Source organism: Sorangium sp. So ce131 (assembly GCF_051519095.1).
Lineage (GTDB): Bacteria > Myxococcota_A > Polyangia > Polyangiales > Polyangiaceae > Sorangium.
Genome location: NZ_CP150455.1, coordinates 5,558,693 through 5,577,391 on the forward strand (window position 1 = coordinate 5,558,693; position 18,699 = coordinate 5,577,391).

At 73.5% G+C, this 18,699-nt stretch carries 15 protein-coding genes; 14 read left to right on the forward strand and 1 reads right to left on the reverse strand.

Annotated elements, in window-relative coordinates; translation table 11 throughout:
- Positions 1 to 226 precede the first annotated feature (226 nt).
- The 4 genes from WMF43_RS20095 to WMF43_RS20110 all read left to right on the forward strand — a co-directional run bounded on the left by WMF43_RS20095 (position 227) and on the right by WMF43_RS20110 (position 4,667).
- Positions 227 to 1,426, forward strand: a complete 1,200-nt coding sequence (locus WMF43_RS20095) for a pectate lyase family protein (RefSeq protein ID WP_437682398.1) — start codon at positions 227 to 229, stop codon at positions 1,424 to 1,426.
- Between the two features lie 73 nt (positions 1,427 to 1,499).
- Positions 1,500 to 2,567, forward strand: a complete 1,068-nt coding sequence (locus tag WMF43_RS20100; protein ID WP_437682400.1) for a diguanylate cyclase — start codon at positions 1,500 to 1,502, stop codon at positions 2,565 to 2,567.
- Between the two features lie 92 nt (positions 2,568 to 2,659).
- On the forward strand, positions 2,660 to 3,259 hold the full coding sequence (locus WMF43_RS20105; protein ID WP_437684044.1) for an HD domain-containing protein: 600 nt from the start codon (positions 2,660 to 2,662) through the stop codon (positions 3,257 to 3,259).
- 82 nt (positions 3,260 to 3,341) lie between these two features.
- Entirely contained in the window at positions 3,342 to 4,667 is a 1,326-nt protein-coding gene (locus tag WMF43_RS20110; protein ID WP_437682402.1) for a CotH kinase family protein, read from the forward strand.
- A gap of 39 nt (positions 4,668 to 4,706) precedes the next feature.
- Here the strand turns inward: WMF43_RS20110 and WMF43_RS20115 are convergent, their stop codons facing one another.
- Positions 4,707 to 5,648 (reverse strand): hypothetical protein, encoded by a 942-nt coding sequence (locus tag WMF43_RS20115; RefSeq protein ID WP_437682403.1) that lies wholly within the window; start codon positions 5,646 to 5,648, stop codon positions 4,707 to 4,709.
- 147 nt (positions 5,649 to 5,795) lie between these two features.
- Between WMF43_RS20115 and WMF43_RS20120 the strand changes: the two genes are divergently transcribed.
- The 10 genes from WMF43_RS20120 (at position 5,796) to WMF43_RS20165 (ending at position 18,582) form a co-directional block, all read left to right on the forward strand.
- On the forward strand, positions 5,796 to 6,605 hold the full coding sequence (locus tag WMF43_RS20120; protein ID WP_437682405.1) for a polyphosphate polymerase domain-containing protein: 810 nt from the start codon (positions 5,796 to 5,798) through the stop codon (positions 6,603 to 6,605).
- On the forward strand, positions 6,605 to 7,294 hold the full coding sequence (locus WMF43_RS20125; RefSeq protein ID WP_437684046.1) for a DUF4956 domain-containing protein: 690 nt from the start codon (positions 6,605 to 6,607) through the stop codon (positions 7,292 to 7,294). The genes WMF43_RS20120 and WMF43_RS20125 overlap by 1 nt, the downstream gene beginning before the upstream one ends.
- Before the next feature lie 56 nt (positions 7,295 to 7,350).
- Positions 7,351 to 9,354 (forward strand): esterase-like activity of phytase family protein, encoded by a 2,004-nt coding sequence (locus WMF43_RS20130; RefSeq protein ID WP_437684048.1) that lies wholly within the window; start codon positions 7,351 to 7,353, stop codon positions 9,352 to 9,354.
- Positions 9,342 to 10,724, forward strand: coding sequence for a TolC family protein (locus tag WMF43_RS20135; RefSeq protein WP_437682406.1), 1,383 nt, complete (start codon positions 9,342 to 9,344; stop codon positions 10,722 to 10,724). Before WMF43_RS20130 ends, WMF43_RS20135 begins: the two co-directional genes overlap by 13 nt.
- Before the next feature lie 93 nt (positions 10,725 to 10,817).
- Positions 10,818 to 11,897 carry a DUF2169 domain-containing protein gene (locus WMF43_RS20140; RefSeq protein WP_437682408.1) on the forward strand — a complete coding sequence of 360 codons (1,080 nt, stop codon included), beginning with the start codon at positions 10,818 to 10,820 and terminating at the stop codon, positions 11,895 to 11,897.
- Between the two features lie 3 nt (positions 11,898 to 11,900).
- Positions 11,901 to 13,199, forward strand: coding sequence for a hypothetical protein (locus WMF43_RS20145; RefSeq protein WP_437682410.1), 1,299 nt, complete (start codon positions 11,901 to 11,903; stop codon positions 13,197 to 13,199).
- The gene (locus WMF43_RS20150) at positions 13,196 to 14,464 is read left to right on the forward strand and encodes a DUF2169 family type VI secretion system accessory protein (RefSeq protein ID WP_437682412.1); all 1,269 of its coding nucleotides are present in this window, start codon (positions 13,196 to 13,198) and stop codon (positions 14,462 to 14,464) included. Before WMF43_RS20145 ends, WMF43_RS20150 begins: the two co-directional genes overlap by 4 nt.
- Before the next feature lie 3 nt (positions 14,465 to 14,467).
- Positions 14,468 to 15,082 carry a hypothetical protein gene (locus WMF43_RS20155; protein ID WP_437682414.1) on the forward strand — a complete coding sequence of 205 codons (615 nt, stop codon included), beginning with the start codon at positions 14,468 to 14,470 and terminating at the stop codon, positions 15,080 to 15,082.
- Positions 15,083 to 15,161: 79 nt separating this feature from the next.
- Positions 15,162 to 17,342, forward strand: a complete 2,181-nt coding sequence (locus tag WMF43_RS20160; RefSeq protein WP_437682416.1) for a type VI secretion system Vgr family protein — start codon at positions 15,162 to 15,164, stop codon at positions 17,340 to 17,342.
- 40 nt (positions 17,343 to 17,382) lie between these two features.
- Positions 17,383 to 18,582: a hypothetical protein gene (locus WMF43_RS20165; protein ID WP_437682418.1), complete on the forward strand. Its 1,200-nt coding sequence runs from the start codon at positions 17,383 to 17,385 to the stop codon at positions 18,580 to 18,582.
- Positions 18,583 to 18,699 lie beyond the last annotated feature (117 nt).

Here is an 18,699-nt window from a genome sequence, read left to right on the forward strand (position 1 = left end):
GGCGGCCGTTCCGGTGTGGTTTTGAGCGGCACACCGGTTGCTTTGGAGTTGCTCGGAGATTGCTTGGGCGTTGCCTGGGCCTTGCACGGGACAGACGAAGGCGAGCCGCGGAAGCCCGAACGCGCCGCCGCCGCAAAGCGCAGCCCGTCGATCTCCGATGTCTGCCGCCTCGACGGCGGACAGCGCGACGACACCAGCATCCCAATCGGGTCACAGGTGAATCGGAATGACGAGCTCAAGCCGCAACTCATGTCGGATCCTCGCGCTCCCGCTCGCGCTGCTGGCGCTCGGCCTCTCCGCGTGCGGCGGCGACGACGCCGCCCCTCACGCGACGGGCGGCGCCGGCGGCGCCGGGGGCTCGGCCCCGGCCGGCGCCGGCGCGACGTCCGGCGGCAGCACCTCGTCCGGCGGCGCCACCTCGTCCGGCGGCACGACCTCCGCCGGAACCGGCGGCGCCTCCAGCACGTCGACCGGCGGGCCCGGCGTCGATCCCCCGACGGATCCGCCGCCGCCCGCCCCCGAGGGCGGCCCGATCGGATTCGCGTCGCTGAACGGCGGGACGACCGGCGGTGAAGGCGGGATGGTGGTCACGGTCTCGGACGCGGAGTCGCTCCTGGAGGCCATGGCGGGCACCGAGCCGCGCGTCGTCCAGATCTCCGGGACCATCCAGCTCTCCGGCATGAACGATGTGGGCTCGAACAAGACCCTCCTCGGGCTCGGCGCCGACGCGAGGATCGTCGGCGGCGGGCTGTACCTGTACCGGGAGAAGAACGTCATCATCCGGAACATCACGTTCGAGGACGCGAGCGAGGACGCCATCGGCATCACCACCGAGACCACGAACGTCTGGATCGATCACTGCACATTCATGAACGGCGCCGACGGCCTCGTCGACATCGTGCGGGAGTCCTCGTACGTGACCCTGTCGTGGAACGTCTTCAGGAACCACCACAAGACGATCCTCATCGGCCACTCCGACGCGGCCTCGTCGGACGCAGGGTTCCTCAAGGTCACCCTCCACCACAACTGGTTCGACGCCACGCAGACGCGCCACCCGAGCGTCCGCTTCGGCCAGGTCCACGTGTTCAACAACTACTACCTGAACAACCTCTCCTACGGGGTCGCGTCCCGCATGGAGGCCGACGTCGTCGTGGAGGGGAACTACTTCTTGAACACGTGGTTCCCTTGCCGGGCCGGGTACGCGGACTCCGAGCCGGGCGACATCGTCGAGCGCGGCAACATCATCGAGACCAACATGCCGCCTCCGCCGTCGGAGGACCCGAACGATCCCCCGCCTCCCGCGACGCCGGTCTGCGAGACGCGCGGCGCCGCGTTCGACCCTGCCGCGGCGTACTCGTACGCCGCGGACCCGGCGGAGGACATCCCGGCGCTGGTCATGCGCTACGCCGGCGCCGGGCGGATCTGACGGCGCCTCACGCGCGGGGCGCCGCGCCCCGCGACGAGCCCCTCGCGCGCGGCGCGTCACCACGGCGCGCGGCGTGCGGCGTTGGCCAATTTCGGCGCGCGCCGCCGCCCGGACGCTGGACGGCGCCGCCGCCGGGGTATCCTTCGCGCCGATGCCCGAGTTCACGCCCTCCGAGGCCAAAGCGCTGTCCCAGTGCGTCGTCCGCTTCACCGACACGTTCCGCCGCGACGTGGCGGACGTCGTCCGGCAGCAGTTCCGGGGCTACGAGCCGTCGGAGGTGACCGAGCTGATCGGCCAGCTCAGCCTCCTCGGCCGCCAGCTGGAGCAGCGCCAGCCGCAGGTCCACATCCACGACGCGCAGGGCCCGCTGCTCAAGCGCATCCTGATCCAGCTCCGGCGCGACAGCGCGATGGCGATCGAGGAGCCGCTCCAGAAGGCCGTGAACGCCGACACCATCCGGCACCTCCGGCGCGAGGTCCACGCGCTGGAGCAGCTGATGGCCGCCCCCTGGTTCGCCGCCACGCCCGCGCTGCAGGTCCCGCAGCTGACGGACTACATGTCGATCCGGCACGCCGAGGCCGTGCTGCCGGAGGCGCCGCCGCTCCGGCCGCGCGAGTACGACGAGAAGTTCCACATCCTCGAGGCGCCCGGGCTCTTCCTGCCCGATCTCGCCCACTACCGGGCGCGCTGCGGGCTCCGCGGCGCGCCCATCGCCGTCGCGTTCATCGACATCGACGACTTCAAGGCGTTCAACAACCAGCACACCGAGACCGTGGTCGACCTCCACGTGCTCCCGCCGTTCATGGAGAGCATCGAGGCGCACGTCTTCGCGCACGGGCACGCGTACCGGTTCGGCGGCGACGAGTACATGGTCACGCTCCCCAACGCGACCCGCGCGGCGGCGGTCGACTTCCTGTGCGGCCTCCAGGCGCGCCTCGCGCGCCGCCGCTACCGCCGCATCGAGCGCTCGCCGACGATCTCCGTCGGGCTGTGCGTCGCCGACGTCGACTGCTTCCTCACCGACCGCGAGATCCAGGCGCGCGCCAACCTGGCCAAGAACCACGCCAAGGAGACCGAAAAGGGCCGCATCGCCACGTTCCACGGGGAGCTCTTCCGCCCCGAGGATCTGGTGCTCGTGTGAGCCCCGGCGCCCCCGCCGGGACCGACGGCGCGCCCGGCTCCGGCGCGCCCGGGGCGTCCTCGGGCGCGCCGCCCGCGCCGGGCGGGCTCGCGCTGCCGGAGCCGCTGTGGCGCGCGGTGCGCGCGGCCTACGGCGAGCCCGGGCGCGCGTACCACAACCTGGACCACGTGCGCGAGGTGCTCGCGCGCGTGGGCGAGGCCGGCCGCGACGTCGGCTGGCGCAGCCCGCGCGAGGTATTCCTCGCCGCGCTCTTCCACGACGCAGTCTACGAGCCCGGCCGCCACGACAACGAGGCGCGCAGCGCGGCGCTCGCGCGCGAGGCGGTGGCGCGCTGGCTGCCCGGCGAGGGGCTCGACGCCGCCCTCGTGGAGCGGCTCATCCTGCTCACCGCGCGCCACGGCGCGCTCGATCCGGCCGACGTGGGCGAGGACGAGGCCCTGTTCCTCGACTGCGACATGGCCATCCTCGGCAGCGACGCGGCCGCGTTCGACGCCTACGACCGCGGCATCGCCGCCGAATACGGCGCCCTGCCGCCCGAGGTGTACGCCGCCGGCCGGCGGCGCTTCTTCGAGCGGCTGCTCGCCGCCGAGCACATCTTCCTGTCGCCGTACTTCCGCGGCCGCCTCGAGGGGCACGCGCGCGACAACCTGCGCCGGAAGCTCGCGGACGCGCCGGCGGGCAGCGGGATCTGAAGATCGTCGCCGCGCGCCGCCGTACCGCCTCGGCGGGCGCGCCTGTCACGGGATATCCTCGCGGCCGTGAAGGAGATGACGCATGAAGTGTGAGCCCTGGATCCTGATCGCGCTCTCGGCTGCAGCCCTGGTCGCAGGCTGTGCCGAGGACGCGGAGCCTACCCCCGCCGCGCAGCCCTCGTCGTCGTGTGAGCCCCCCGACTCGGCGCTGGCCGAGCGCGACGCGGACGAGCTGTTCGCGGCGAACGAGGTCCTGCGCTTCGATTTCAACCTCCCGGAGGAGCGCTGGAGCGCGCTGAAGGAGAGCGCGAGCGACGAGGAGTACGTCGAGTCGGAGATCTGTTACCAGGGCAAGAGCCTGGGCGTCTCGGGCCTGCGCTTCAAGGGCGGCTCCGGCGCCCTCGACGAGTGCGTCGAGCAGGGCGAGGAGATCACCTGCCCGAAGCTCAGCATGAAGGTGAAGTTCGACGAGTACGTCGACGGGCAGCGCTTCTACGACCTGCGGCGGCTGAACTTCCACTCCATGACGCGCGACGACACCAAGCTCCGGGAGCGCCTCGCCTACGACCTTTACCGGGAGATGGGCGTCGCTGCCCCGAGGAGCGCGTGGGCGACGCTCTACGTCAACGGCGAGACCCTGGGGCTCTACGCCGTGGTCGAGGAGATCGACGGCCGCTTCGTGGACCACCATTTCCCCGACGCGCAGGACGGCCCCCTCTACAAGGAGGCCTGGCCGATCTCGACCGAGACGAGCTACTACGCGGAGCGCGTCGACGCGAACGAAGAGGAGGCCACCCACGCGGGCTTCGTCGCGTTCGCCGAGGCCCTCGCCGCCTCCGAGGGCCAGGCGCGCCTCGCCGCCCTGCTCCAGTGGACCGACGTCGCAGAGCTCGCGCGGTACATGGCCGTCGACGACGCGATCATGAACTTCGACGGCGTCACGAGCTTCTACGTCGACAAGGACGGCTCCGCGAGCAACCACAACTACTTCTTCTACGAGGAGCCGTCGTCGGGCACCTTCCGGTTGATCCCGTGGGATCTCGACAACACCCTGAACCTCGCCGCCTTCGAGAACTACGGCGAGGTGCCGCACTGGACGGAGGCGCCGGCGGACTGCTCCGCGGAGCTCCCGGTGTACATGGGCGACGAGGCGGTGCGCGCGCCGGGGTGCGACCCGCTGTTCAACGCCCTGAGCCACGACGCGGAGGGCTACCAGGCGGCGCTCGACGAGCTGCTCGCGGGCCCGTTCAGCGAGGCGCGGCTCCAGGCCGAGGTGAAGCGGTACGCCGATCTGATTCGCGCCGCCGTCGCGGCGGACCCGTACGGTCCGACCGCCGAGGCGTGGGAGCGGGCGGTCGAGCGCCTCGAGGGCGACATCCCGCTCATGCGCGCGCGCCTCGAGCGCTGACGAGCAGGGGCGCCCTCGAGGTCGCCGGGGGGGCGGCGCTCAGGGCGGTTGACAGGAGACCTCGTGGAGCGGGGCCTCTCCCCCTTCGCCGAGCATCACGTAATTCCACCCGCCGGGCAGCCACGCGATCGCCTCGCCCTGCTCCTCGGCGGCCGCGGGCAGCACGCACGGCGCGTCGGCGAGCGCCTGCGCCACGGTCTGATCCGGCGTCATCGGGTAGAAGAACACGTGCGAGGAGGTCCGCAGCAGCACGCCGCTGCCGTCCGGGCGCACGTCGCCGGCCGTGAAGCTCGCCCCCCCGGCCGGCGGCTGGATCGACCCGGCCTCGGCCAGCGTCGCCGTCGCGCCGGCCGCGGGCAGCGCCGCGAGCTCGTAGACCCACGCGGTATCCTTCTTGTTCTTCTCCTTCGTCACCACCGTGAGCGCCCCGGTGACGGGGTGGACGAGCAGCGTCTCGGCGTCGTGGCTCCCGTCGGGGTACACGAGCGAGAACCTCTCCGCGGTCTGCGCGCCTGTCCCTCCGCCGAGCTCGTCCGGCTCCTCAACGCGGTAGATCTCGTAGCGGTCACGCTCGCCCTCATTGTCGCCGATGTCGGCGAAGTACAGGCAGCTGCCCCCGCCGCCGCACGGGCCGCGCGCCACGTCCTCCCAGTCGACCGCGGTCGCGCCGGCGACCTCGATCTCGGCCCGCGGCGTGCCGTCGAGCCCCAGCGCGAAGAAGCGGGCGCCGTCGCCGGAGTCGTTGTGCACATAGAGCACGTCCGGGTGCGTCCCGCTGGCGACCACACCGGAGCACTCGTCGATGCCGCCCCGCGGGAGCGCGCCGGCCAACCGCGCCGCGTCGCACCGGGGACAGCCCGAGGTCCGCGCCTCCGGCGGCTCCGAGCCCTCACACGCCGGGAGGAGCAGCGCGATCGCGAGCCCGAGCCGCGCCGCGCGCGGCGGAAACGTGTTCGCTGCAACCTTGCGATTCAGGTGCACCTGCCGCACGACCGGCCGCGACCCGCGTTCAGAACGCCGCGATTTCTCGGGTGGTAGCGGAATTTTCAATGTGAGTACCGAAGGGCTTTTTGTCATTAGGACCTCGGAATTGTGATAACTTAGCAACACGCGGCGTCGAGCTGCGCGATGGGCTTGACATCGGAATCGTGGGAGGGCGGAAGCCTGGAAGTCATCGAACGATACGAGTTCAAGTACCTGGTCCCGGAGCGGCTTGTTCCGTCGATCCGGACCGCGGTGTTGCCGATCTGCCGGCGTGACCGGTACGCGGGCCCCGACGGCTCGTACCGGATCCGCTCGCTGTACTTCGACACGCGCGAGCTCCATCTCTTCTGGGCCACCGAGCGCGAGGCGAAGGACCGCTTCAAGCTGCGGGCGCGCAGTTATCCCGGCAAGAGCAGCCCGGTCTTCCTCGAGGTGAAGCGGCGTTATCTGGACGTGATCATCAAGACGCGCGCCGCGGTGCCGGCGGCGGACTGGGAGGATCTCCTGCTGCGCGGCGGCGCCGCCGCGCTGGCGCGGCTGCCGCCGGCCGCGCAGAAGGGGGCGGAGCGGTTCCTCGCCGCGTACAAGCGCCACCACCTGCAGCCCACGTTGCTCGTCGACTACGATCGCGAGGCGTACGAGAGCACCCTCGACAAGTACGCGCGCGTGACCTTCGACAGGAAGGTCGTCTGCCGGCAGACGGAGACGCTGGACCTCGACCCGCCGCCCGGCCGGTGGCGCTCGGTCGACCACCCCGCGCAGACCAAGACCCACGAGCCGATCTGCGTGCTCGAGCTCAAGTTCGAGCGCAGGCCGCCGGCGTGGATGGTGGCGCTCGTGCGGCGCCTCGACCTCGTCCGGTACTCGTTCTCGAAGTACTGCTACGGCGTCACCGCGCAGCTGACGCTCCCGGAGGCGCGCGCGGCCCGCGTCGTGGGAGGGCTGCACCCGTGATGGAGTGGCTGGCCGAGCTCTCGCACGGCGAGTCGGTGGAGTGGCGCAGGGCGCTCATCTCCCTGCTCATCGCCTTCGGGCTCACGCAGGGCATCGCCGGCGTCTACATGCTCACGTTCCGCGGGCTCTCGTACTCCCGGACCGTCGTCCAGAGCATGGCGATGGGCAGCATCATCACGTGCATGCTGATGCTCGCGGTCGGGAACAACATCGCGGCCGGCATCGGGATCGCGGGGGGCATCACGGCGATCCGGTTCCGCACCACGATGCGCGATCCGCGCGACGTCGTGTTCGTCTTCGCGTCGCTCGCCGTCGGGATGGCGAGCGGCGCGCAGGCCTACGGCGTGGCGATCGCCGGGTCGGCGATGTTCGCGGGCGCGTCGCTCCTGCTCCACGCCACCGGCTACGGCTCGCGCCGGCAGCCCGACGGCCTGCTCCGGTTCATCGCGCCGGCCGGCCAGGCGGGCGCGGACGTCGCCGGGGCGATCGCGGCCATCCTCCGCGAGCACTGCCGCACCTTCTCGCTCGTGACCCTGCGCGAGGCCGCGCAGGGCACCGTGATGGAGCACGCCTACCAGATCAGCGTGCGCCACCCCGACCTGCGGAGCCGCCTCGTGGCGAGCCTGCAGGGAGTGCCCGGGGTGGAGGACGTGAGCCTCATGCTCCAGGAGCCGACGCTGGACCTCTAGTGAACTTCCTCGGTCGAACCCGCTACGCGCTCTCAAGCGCCGCCCCCGTGCTGACGATGTTGGCCACGCTCGGCCTCGCGGCGTGGCTGTACTTCTCCGAGGGGCCGAGCGGCCGGATCCTCGGCTTCGCGGAGGCGGAGATGGAGCTGGTCGCCGCGGTCGAGATCGGGCGGGTGGCCTCGATCCAGGTCGAGGTCGGCGCCGAGGTGGCCCCGGGGCAGGTCGTCGCCGTGCTCGACAGCGCGGCGATCGACGCGGAGCTCAAGGTGGCGCGGGCCGAGGAGGCGCGCCTCCTGGCGCTCATCCCCGCGGAGCAGGCGCGGCTCGAGGAGGAGATCCAGATGGGCCTCGAGTCGCTGCAGCGCGAGCTCGCGCACCAGCGCGAGGAGCAGCGCCGCATCGCCGCCGAGGGCGAGGCGCTCACGAGCGAGATCTCCCGGATGAAGCGGCTCGTCGAGGACAAGCAGGCGAGCCTCGACGACCTGAGCCCGCTCGACCTGCAGCGGGCGAGCGTCGAGGCGCTCGCCGGCGAGAAGCCGCGCACCCTGGAGCTCCTGCGCGCGCAGATCGCGGCGGCCGAGGAGCGCCGCAAGAAGATCCGCGAGCGGGCGGGCCCAGAGACGGGCCAGATCGAGGCGGATCTCGCCGTGACCCGGCAGGAGATCGAGCACCTCGAGCTCCGGCGCGCCCAGCAGACGCTGCGCGCCACGCGCGCCGGGCGCGTCTCGACGATCTACAAGCGGTCGGGCGACGTCGCTGCGCCCGGCGATCCGATCGTCGACATCGCGAGCACGCGCGGGCGGATCGTCGCCTGCGTGCCGGAGCGCTCGGCGGTCGACCTCCAGGTGGGCGACACCGCGAAGCTCTGGGTGCGCGGCCGGTCGGGGGCGCCGCTCACGGGCAGGACCGCCGGGCTCGGGCCGCTCGTGCTCGAGCTGCCGATCCGCTGCCGCACCTTGCCGAGCGTGCCCGTGTGGGGCCGGCTCGCGACGATCGAGCTCGATCACCCGTTCGCGCTGCTCGCCGGCCAGGCGTTCGACGTCGCCTTCTCGCGCTCGCCGGCCTCGCTCACGGCGCTGACCGCGCCCGCGGCGCCGGCCTCGCCCGCGGCGTCGGCGCCGGCCGCGGCCGCCGCGCCGCCGCGCGCCGGTGCCGCCGACGGGGTTCCCATGGCGGTCCCCCCGGCGCTGCGCGCGCGGACGCGCTTCGAGCCGTCCGGGATCCTGCCCCGCGCCGCCGAGGCGCGGTACGTGGTCGTCAGCGACGACACGGGCCACGGCGCCGGCGAGGGCGCGCCCTGGCTGTTCGCCATGTCCGCGACGGGCGCCGTCGACCCGGAGCCGCTGCCGGTGAGCGGCGTGTCCGAGCTCAACGACATCGAGTCGATCGCGGCGGGCGACGGCGGCGAGGTGTACCTGCTCTCGTCGCAGGGCTACAGCGCGAAGGGCAAGCGCAAGGCGTCGCGCACCGCGCTGCTCCGGGTGAAGCCGGACGGCCGGGGCTTCCGCGTCGACGCCGAGGTCCACCTCGCGGAGCTGCTCGACGCCGCCGGCCCCGCGGCCCTCTCGGCGCTCGGGCTCCCGGGCGGCACGCGCCCGCTCGAGATCGAGGGCATGGCCTACCGCGACGGCGCGCTCTACTTCGGGCTCAAGGCGCCGCTCGACGCGGACGGCAACGCGCTGATCTGGAGGCTCGACGCGCCGCGCGCGCTCTTCGACGCGCGGAAGCTCGAGGGCGCCGGGCTCTCGCTCTGGGCCCGGGCGCGCGTCGACGTCGAGCTCGCCGGCGGGCCCGCGCCGGGGGGCATCTCCGATCTGTGTTTCCTCCCGGACGGCTCGCTCGCGATCGCGTCGACGCCGTCCACGGCCGACGGCGCCGCGGGGGCGCTCTTTCGCGTCGAGCGGCCCGGGCCCGGCGCGCTCGCGCCGCGCCTCGTGCGGCGCTTCCCGGGCCAGAAGCCGGAGGGGATCGCGCCCTCGCTGTCGCCCGGCAAGCTGATGGTGGTGTTCGACGCCGGCGCCGACGTCCCGTCCTTCCTGGAGCTGCCTTGGCAGGGCTGAGCGGCGCGCGGGGGCTCCAGGTGCTGTCGTCCGTCGCGTGCCTCGCGCTCGCGGCCTGCGGTCCCCCGCCGCGCCTCGCGGCGGGGGACCGCGCGGTCGCGCTGTACCGCGAGGGGCGCGTGGACGCCGCCGCGCGCGCGCGGGCGCCCCTCGCGGCGCGGCCCGGCGCCGCCCCGAGCGAGCTCCGCGTGGACGAGGCGGTGGCCATGGCCAAGCGGCAGAGCGGCGCGCTCGCGGCGATGAACGCGCGCGCCGACACGGCGGACGCGCAGGCCGAGGCCGAGGGGGCGAGCGTCTACCGCGATCCGGAGATCCGCGTCTCGCAGCTGCGCCTCGACCAGGTGCTCGACGGCGCGCCGCGCCTCGCGACCGGCGTGCGCGTGCGCCCGCCCCGGCCCGGCGAGGCCGCGGCGACCGAGGCGGCCGCGCGCGCCGAGGCGGCGGTCGCGCGCGCCGAGGCCCGGGCCGTCGAGGTCGAGATCGAGGCCGAGGTGCGCTGGCTCTTCGACGACGTCCTGCTGATCGACGCCGAGATCGCGGCGCACGAGGCGGTGGCCTCGGCGCGCCGCCGCCTCGCGGACCAGCAGAAGGCCCAGCTCGACGCCTCGCAGACGACCGCGATCGAGGAGGCGATGGCGGCGCTGTCGGCCGTCGAGGCGGAGGCGGGCGCCGCGGAGCAGCGGGAGCGCCGCAAGGTCGCGCTCGCGGCGCTGCTCGAGCGCGTCGGGCTCGACCCCGCCGCGCCGGTGCGCCTCGTCGGCGATCCGGCCGCGGCGCTGGAGCGCGTCGCCCTGCCGGCCGAGGACGCGCTGATCGAGGCCGCGCTGCGGCGCCGCCCGGAGATCGAGATCGCCGCCGCCGGGCTCGACGCCGCGGCCGCGAAGGGCGACATCGCGCGCGGGCAGCGCTGGCCCTGGCTGTCGTTCCTCGAGGTCGGCTACGAGTTCTCGCCCGCCACGCGCGACCCGCTGGGCTGGACCTTCGAGGCCGGGATCGAGGTGCCGCTCTTCAACCTGCACGCGTTCGGGAAGGCCGCCGCCGCCGCGGACGCGGAGGCCGTCGAGGCGCGGCGCGCGTTCGCCGGCGAGGTCCAGCGGATCGCGCAGGAGGTGCGCGATCGGCTCCGCGAGGTGCGCGCGGCGGAGGCCGTGCTCGAGTCGTTCCGGGCGCGCGCGCTCCCCGTCGCCGAGCGCGCCGGCGTCGAGATCGCGCGCTCGCTCGAGAGCCGCCAGATCCACCGGCTCGACGCGCTGGATCTCGACGAGCGCCGCGCCGCCTCGCAGCTGAAGCTCCTCAAGGTCGCGCGCGCTTACCGGACCGCGCTGGCCGAGCTCCGCAGCGCGGTCGGCGGCCGGCTGGACACGCGCTGATCGGTCGCCCCGCCGTGGGCGCCCGGCCCCGAGAACTTGGAGCTCCCGTCCATCGCGGATAGTGTCCTCTCGCTCGCCTCGCGAGAGCGCGCCATGGAGCTCGTCAATGTCACCCCCGTGCCCGCGAGGCTGTTCGTCGCCCGGCTGCTCGGCGGCGCGCACCGCGCCGGGATGATCGTGGCCAAGGCGACGTTCCGGGTGACGCCGCAGGGCCCGGCGCTCGACACGCAGGATCCCGTCCCGATCCTCGCCGAGGACCACGAGACCGAGCTCGGCCTGCTCCCCCGCGACGACCTGCCCCGCCGCGACGAAGCGTTCGAGGTGGCCCTGCTCGGCGCCGCCTACGCGCCGCGCGGCCGCCCGGTCCAGCAGATGACCGTCGGCCTGTCCGTGGGCGGCGAGCGCCGCGAGCTCGCGATCTCCGGCGATCGGCGCTGGGAGGGCCGCGAGGGCGAGCGGCGGATCGGCCCCGCCGCGCCCTTCACGCGCATGCCGCTCACGTACGAGCGCGCCTTCGGGGGGCGCGCCGACGTCGAGATCGACCGCGAGGCCTTCGTCGAGGTCTCGGATCTCCGCAACCCGCGCGGGCGCGGCTTCGACCCAGGCCCGCCGGCGCGGGGCCTCGCCGAGATGCTCCGCGCGCCCGAGGGGTACCCGCGCTACGACGAAGAGCGCCTCCTGCCCAACGTGGAGGACCCCGCGGCGCCGATCCGCGCCTGGGACGACGCGCCCGACCCCGCCTCCTGGGCCCCGTTGCCCATGGAGTCCGCGCTCCACGCCGCGCGCTCGGTGCGGCCTCCCGACCCGCAGGATCCGGTCGAGCCGGGGAAGATGCCGCCGATGGAGATCCACGAGGCGGTCTTCCACCGGGCGCACCCGACGTGGATCGTCTCCCGCCCGGAGCCCGGGAGCGTGGTGACGATGAGCGGCCTCACCCCGGATCGCGAGGTCGTCTCCTTCCGGCTCCCCGCGCTGCAGGTCGTCGTCGACTACGTCGCCGGGACCCGCGCCGGGACGCGGGAGCTCACCCCGCAGCTCCTCCTGCTCTTGCCGGAGGAGGAGCGCTTCTACCTCGTGTTCCGGCACGCGTTCATGTTCGAGTACCCGAGCGCGGAGCGCTCGATGCGCCTGCGCCTCGTGGACGGCGGTGCCTTCGCCCCGGAGAGGAGCTGATCGATGAGCATGCCCGTCCCCGTCTGCCGCTCGGCGGACGTCAGCGTCGGCTACTCGACGCACCTCTACCATCCGATCCCGCCCCCGCCCACGCCGCCCGTGCCCACGTACGCGATCGAGATCGTGGTCCCGCAGTCGTGGCCGCCGGGCGTGGGCCTCGGCTCGGTGAAGAAGACGAGCAGCGTGCTCTGCGGGGGCCTCGCGCTCATGCTGGCAGGGCACGACTGCGGCAAGCTCATCCCGCAGATCACGATCCCGATCAACAACGCGCTGCTCCCCACCTTCCTCCCGACGTCGAAGCGGAAGGTCATCGTCACCTGCTTCTCCGTGCGCATGAACGGCTTCCCGGCGGCCTGCATGAGCCTCCGGCCCCCGCTGCCGTCGCTCTCCTGCGGCCAGCCGATGTCGATGCCGCTCTCGCTGACGGTGACGAACCTCTACCTCAACGTCTTCGTCGGCGTGTCGGGCGCCGATCTCGTCGGCGCGCTGATCGCCACGGCCGGGACGATGGTCATCGACTACCTGTTCTTCAAGCCGCCCGGCGTGAACCTCACCCCGGGAGAGGAGTGGATGAAGGCGGCGCTCGGGACGGCGGTCGGGCTCGGGGCCAGCGTCGCGCAGCACCTCATCGATCCGCGTTATCCGGTCAAGGGCGAGTTCGGGTTCAAGGCCCTCGGCGCGGAGTGGAAGGTGGGTATCTCCTGCCTGTCCACGGACACGAAGAACAACCCCTCTCAGGTGAGCGTCGGCGCCGAGTTCACCCTCGCCGAGCACAAGGGGACCGGGAGCTCGCTCAAGCTGTCGGAGTCGAGGTCGTACACGTGGGACGCCGGCGGCGACGCCACCAAGGAAGGCGACAAACACACGATCGGCGTGGCGCTCGCGACCCCGGTGGTGGGCTCGCAGGCCTCGGTCACCGAGGAGCACCACCCCGGGGCGCCTCCCGCGCAGCAGGACAAGTACTCGGGCTCCGGCTCCGTCACCACCGCGGTGAACTCGGGATCTGCGCAGGTCGATTACACCCCCGGCGCGGCCGAGGGCGAGCGGTGGTCGGGCCGCGCCGACGCCTCCGAGAACATCCACAAGGGCCTGCACAAGAAGAGCACGGTGTACAATCCGGATGGGAGCACGACGACCACGGCCACGGACTCGGGCCCGGACGGGAGCGTGGTCCAGACGGTGACCACCGAGGCGAAGGACGGCAGCTCCACGATGACGACGGTGAGCACGGACGGCCGCGGCAACCCCGTGCCTCCCGGGAAGAACACGGGATCGACCGGCGCCTGGGGGCCGCTCTTGTGAGCGCGCCCCGCGCCCCCCTGCGGGAGACGTACGACGCCCTGCTCGACCTCTTCCCCTGGGAGGGTGGGCGCCCGGCCGCGTACGTGCTCGTGAAGCAGACGTACACGATCGCCGGCGAGACATGCGCGCTCGCGCCGCCCCGGCCGCTCTTCCACGACCTCCGCGACGAGACGCTGACGCCCCGGCTCCGCCCCGGCACGGACTACTGGCCTCACAAACAGGCGACCGACTTCGTGGTCCGCGGCGCCGCGTGCGCCCCCGGGGGCAAGCCCGTCACCGCGATGACCGTGTCCGCGAGCCTCGGCGGCGCGTCGAAGCGGATCGCCGTCTTCGGCCGCCGGGCGATCCGCTGGACCGCCGCGGGCGCGCCGGCCATCGGGGAGCCGGAGCCGTTCACCCGCGTGCCGATCACCTACGAGAACGCCTATGGCGGCGTCGACGCCCGGGTGCGGCCGAGAGGCGAGGTGAGCCCGCCGCAGGCCGCGATGGCCGCGATGCAGATCGATCACCCGGGCATGTATCCCCGCAATCCGTACGGCAAGGGCTACCTCGTCCTGACCGAGCCGCTCCCGGGCGCCGAGATGCCCAACCTCGAGGACCCGGCCGATCTGCTCACGCCCGAGCGCCTCGCCTCCGGTGATCCCGCGCGGTGGTACGAGCGCCCGCTCCCGGCCTGCTTCGACTGGGTGCCGGCGATGACCTTCCCGCGATACCACTTCTTCGGCCCCCGGGTCGACCCGTGGTTCCCGGCGCCCGACGACGCGCGTTTGCCCGAGGTGCGCCTCGGCATGCTCCCGGCGGGGCACCGGTCGGGGCGCCCGGCCGGCGTCGCGCCGCGCTTCTTCCAGGAGGCGCCGCCCGGGTTCGTGCTCGACGACCTGCGCGGGGACGAGCCCGTGCGGATCGAGGGGATGCACCCCGAGCGCGAGGCGATAACGTTCCGGCTCCCGGGCCCGCCGCCGGCCGTGGCGTTCTCGATCGAGGGGCGCCGCACCGCGGTGCCCGTGCGGACCCACAGCGTGGTCGTCGAGCCCGAGGCCGGGGAGCTCTGCGTGCTCTACGCGGCCACCGTCGAGCTCCCGCGCCCGTTTCTTGCTGGGGTGCACAAATACATTCCCATCGAAGTGTCGATCGGCAACGATCGCCCGATCGCCTACGAGCCGCCGCCGACCGTGCGCGACCAGCTCGCGGCGGCGGGCGCCCGGGCTCGACCCGCGGCGACGCAGCCCGCCGCGCCCCCTCCGGGCGGCGCACCGAGGAGGTGAGTGATGCAGCAGAGATCCGAGCCAAGCACCGCCGTGTTCGAGGAGCCGTCCCCCATCGACGATCTCGTCGACGCGCCGCCGCCGCTGGCCCAGGGCGCCGGCGCGCTCGGCGCGGCCGTGCCTGGCGCCGGGGAGGTGCTCGTGGGCGAGTGCGTCGACGCGCGGCACCCGAGCCTCGCCGGCCGCGTGCTCGTCCGCTGGGACGGCGCCTCTGGCCCGCAGGAGCGGTGGCTGCCCACCCTCCACGGCCTCGCCGTCCGCGCGCGGGATCACGTGCTGATCACCCGGCCCTCGAACTGGCCGGAGCCGATCGTGACCGGCGTCGTCGACGGCTTCGCGTTGCGCCCGGAGGTCCCGCCCGCCGAGGCGGCGCGGATCGCGCTCGAGCCCGATGAGGTCGTCCGCATCACCTCCGCGGCCGGGACACCGCTCGTCGAGGTCGCCTCGTCGGACGCGGGGCCGGTGGTCCGCCTGCTCACGGCCGACGTGAGCCTGGAGCTCCCGGGCGATCTCCGCCTCCGCGCGAGGAGCATCGATCTCACCGCGACGCAGGGAGAAGTGAAGATCAAGGCGAGCGACGATGTGGTCGTCCAGGGGGAGACGATCAACCTGAACTGACGGGCGCGCGGCGCGGCGACGCGCGCCGGCCGCGGCCGGCCGCGGCGCTCGAGGGAACCACCGAGGAGAGGATCAGCGCATGGCCAAGGATTACGCGTTTGCCTGGGAGGGGGCCAATCACCCGGACGGGCCCTGGCACCACCTCCGCGTGGTCGAGTTCCGCGGCAGGGAGGCGATGAGCGAGCTCTACGCGTTCGAGATCGAGCTCCTGCGCCTCCCCGACGCGCCGGACGTCGACGTCGCCGATCTCGTGGGCCGCGCCGCCGCGCTGCGGATCGAGACGAGCACGACCCCGGCCTCGCGCGTCGTGCACGGGATCATCGCGTCGGCCGAGGAGCTCGGGGAGCTCCACGAGGGCACGCGTTACCGCGTCGCGCTGGCGCCCCCGCTGCTCCGCGCCACGATGATGAAGAAGAGCATCATCTACCTGGAGAAGACGCTCCAGCAGATCGTCGAGCAGGTCCTCTCGCGCGCGTCGTGGGGCGCGGGCCTCGAGCCTTCGTCGGGGGACGGCGAGCAGGACGGCGGCGACCTCGGCCGCTTCCAGCCCGCGCGCCAGACGTTCGCGTGGCGCGTCGTGGACATGAGCCGCATCGCCGACCCGGAGGCGCGCCCGTACTGCGTGCAGTACGAGGAGAGCGACTTCGCGTTCGTCTCGCGCCTGCTCGAGGAAGAGGGCATCTCGTACCACTTCGAGCACACGGCGGGCGAGTGCACCCTCGTCCTGTCGGACTTCGACGGCGGGCGCGCGCTCATCGACCCGACGAGCCCGCTCGGGCCGGGCATCCTCGGGCGCGAGGTGCGCGACGTGCGCGTCGGCGCCCGCGTGCGGCCGAAGTCGGCCTCGCTCAACGATTACAGCTGGCGCCGGCCGCAGCTCGACCTCGTCGCCGTCTCCCCCGCGGGCGTCACCGACTTCCAGACGCACGAGCACCCCGGGCGCTACGAGCACTCGAAGGAGCTCGGGGAGCGGCTCGCGGAGAAGCGGCAGCAGCGCCTCGACACCGAGCGCGAGTGGGCGGCGGCGAGCGCGTCGTGCCGGCTGCTCGGCGCGGGCTCGGTCTTCCAGCTGGATCACTCGAATTCGAAGTGGAGCGGCCGTTACCTCGTCACCGCGATCGAGCACGTCGGCCACGAGCGGGAGAGCTTCGCGGCGAGGGGGGCCGAGGAGGAGCCGTACGCGGCCCACTTCGAGGCGATCCGCTGCGGCGCGAAGGGGCAGGACGGCGACTCGAACTTCCGGCCGGAGCGGCGGACGCCGCGGCCGCGGATCGTGGGCAGCCAGACGGCGGTCGTGACCGCGGATCCGTCGTCCGCCGGCGCGGAGATCCACCTCGGCGGGCCGGAGGACATCGGCTGCGTCCGGCTCAAGTTCCACTGGGACCTCGACAGCGGCCGGCTCGAGAAGGAGCCGAGCTCCTGCTGGGTGCGGGTGAGCCAGCTCTTCGCCGGCGCGGCGGGGCACGGCGCGCTCTGGCACCCGCGGGTCGGCAACGAGGTGATCGTCGACTTCCTCGACGGGGATCCGGATCGCCCCATCGTGACGGGCCGCGTGTACAACGGCGCGAACCTGCCCCCGGAGAACCCGACGCGGCGCCCGACGTACAGCGCGATCAAGAGCTACACGAGCCCGTTCGACGGCAACTTCAACATGCTCGCGTTCGAGGACGCGGCGGGCAAGGAGCAGATCGTCCTGCACGCGGCGCGGGACCTCGACGAGACGGTGAAGCGCAACGCGTCGCGCGCGGTGGGCGTCGACGACGCGACCCAGGTGGGCGGGAACCAGTCGGTGCAGGTCACGGGATCGCAGTCGACGAGCGCCGGCTCGGTGTCGGTGAGCTCCGGATCGACGGTGATGATCACCGCGGCCTCCGACCTCTCGGCCATCGCGCAGGGCGGCCTGCTCACCGCGTCGGCCGGCACGAACCTCATCGCGTCGGCCGGGACCAACGTCGTCGTGGGCGCGGGGTCGGAGGCGCAGGTGGTCGGCGGGAGCAGGGTCACGGTGGGCGCGCCGGTCGTGGACGTGAACGGCGCGGGCAATGTCAACGTGGACGCCCCGTGGATCGACATCAAGGGCGGCGCCAAGGTCCGCGCCGGCGCGGCGATCGTGGAGGTGAACGGCGTGACGGTGCTGATCAACGGCAGCGGGTCGATCGCGATCACGGGCGGCACCGTGACCGTCTCCGGCACCACGGTGAACGTGAAGGGCAGCGGCACCGTGAACGTGAACGGCGGCGTGGTGAACCTCAACTGCTGAACGAAGGCCGCGCGGGCGCGCCGTGAACCGAGAGGATGGGATGACCGGAGGGGCGAGCGAGCCGTTCGAGCAGGCGGAGACGCGCGGGGGGCTCACCCTCGAGCGTTACGCCGAGATCATGGCCCATGTGCGGCACTTCCCGCGGAGCCGGTCGACGGAGGTGCTGAGGCGGCTCGGCCTGACCGAGGCGCGCTGGGAGGATGCCGTCCTGGCGTGGACCGACGCCCTCGCCGCGGAGAGCGCGCTCGAGGAAGAGGCGCTGTCGCGGCGCTTCGGCGCCACGTTCGTCGCGGCGGCCGCGCGGCTGAAGAAGGAGCAGCCGGCGCTGCCCAGCCTCGGTCCGCTGCCCGAGGAGCTCGCGCCGGCGCCCCCGCCGGCCGCCGGGGCGGACGCCGCCGGAGGCGAACGCGGCGGCGAGGAAGAGCGCGAGGCGCCCGCGACGGCTGCTCCCGCGCCCGCCGCGCCGCGGATCGAGATGCCGAGTTACGCGATCGCGGCGGCGCAGTCGCCGATGGCCGCCGCAGCGCCGGCTGTCGCCGTGCCGCCAGCGATCGTGCCGCCGGCGGTCGTGCCGCCGGCGGTCGTGCCGCCAGCAGTCGTGCCGCCGGCGGTCGTGCCACCAGCGGTCGTGCCGCCAGCGGTCGTACGCCCGCCGGTCGACCCCTCCGTCGTGCCCGTGGGGATGCGGCAGTTCAGCAGCATCCAGCAGACGCATCCTGTAGCCGACGCGGGGAAAGGCGCGGCGCTCCCCTTCGAACCCCCGAGCCCCGGAGCGCCACCTCCTCCCGCCGAGCGCGCGCCGCCGCCACCCGCGGAGGCCGCGGCCGCGCCGAGGAGGGCCGCGCCGGCGGGGCGCGAGACCGAGGACATCTCCTCCGTGATGGCGAACCTGCGCCAGCAAGGGACCGTGCTTCCGTTCGCGCAGCCAGCAAAGCCGGCGCAGGCTCCCCGGGCGCCCGAGCCGGCGCGCCCTGCGCAGGGCCCGCCGGCGGTCGCGCCCTCAGGTGCCGCGGGGCCGAGCTCACCGACGCTCTCGCTCGAGCAGTATGCCTCGCTCTGTGTCGAGCTGAGCCTCCATCCCGGGAGGACGGATGAGACGCTCAAACGTTACCGGATCACCGAGGAGCAGCGAGCGAGGCTCGACGCCTACTGGCAGGCGCGGATCGCGGGCGATCCGGGCGTCGCGAGCGCGTGGAAGCGCGCTTATGTCTTCTACCGAGACTGGCTGCTCAAGCGATGATGGGCCGCTCCGCACGCCGGGGTTGACGGCTCAAGAGGCCTCCTCGACACGCTCTTCGCCCTGCTGTGTGGATGCGCCCGTGGGCCACAGTTCGATTCGTCGGGTTCCGCGGTACGG

Coding starts and splice junctions, on each gene's coding strand:
- WMF43_RS20145 (WP_437682410.1), top strand. CDS start 11,901: ATGAGCATGCCCGTCCCCGTCTGCCGCTCGGCGGACGTCAGCGTCGGC.
- WMF43_RS20160 (WP_437682416.1), top strand. CDS start 15,162: ATGGCCAAGGATTACGCGTTTGCCTGGGAGGGGGCCAATCACCCGGAC.
- WMF43_RS20125 (WP_437684046.1), top strand. CDS start 6,605: ATGGAGTGGCTGGCCGAGCTCTCGCACGGCGAGTCGGTGGAGTGGCGC.
- WMF43_RS20120 (WP_437682405.1), top strand. CDS start 5,796: ATGGGCTTGACATCGGAATCGTGGGAGGGCGGAAGCCTGGAAGTCATC.
- WMF43_RS20155 (WP_437682414.1), top strand. CDS start 14,468: ATGCAGCAGAGATCCGAGCCAAGCACCGCCGTGTTCGAGGAGCCGTCC.
- WMF43_RS20110 (WP_437682402.1), top strand. CDS start 3,342: ATGAAGTGTGAGCCCTGGATCCTGATCGCGCTCTCGGCTGCAGCCCTG.
- WMF43_RS20095 (WP_437682398.1), top strand. CDS start 227: ATGACGAGCTCAAGCCGCAACTCATGTCGGATCCTCGCGCTCCCGCTC.
- WMF43_RS20130 (WP_437684048.1), top strand. CDS start 7,351: ATGTTGGCCACGCTCGGCCTCGCGGCGTGGCTGTACTTCTCCGAGGGG.
- WMF43_RS20165 (WP_437682418.1), top strand. CDS start 17,383: ATGACCGGAGGGGCGAGCGAGCCGTTCGAGCAGGCGGAGACGCGCGGG.
- WMF43_RS20140 (WP_437682408.1), top strand. CDS start 10,818: ATGGAGCTCGTCAATGTCACCCCCGTGCCCGCGAGGCTGTTCGTCGCC.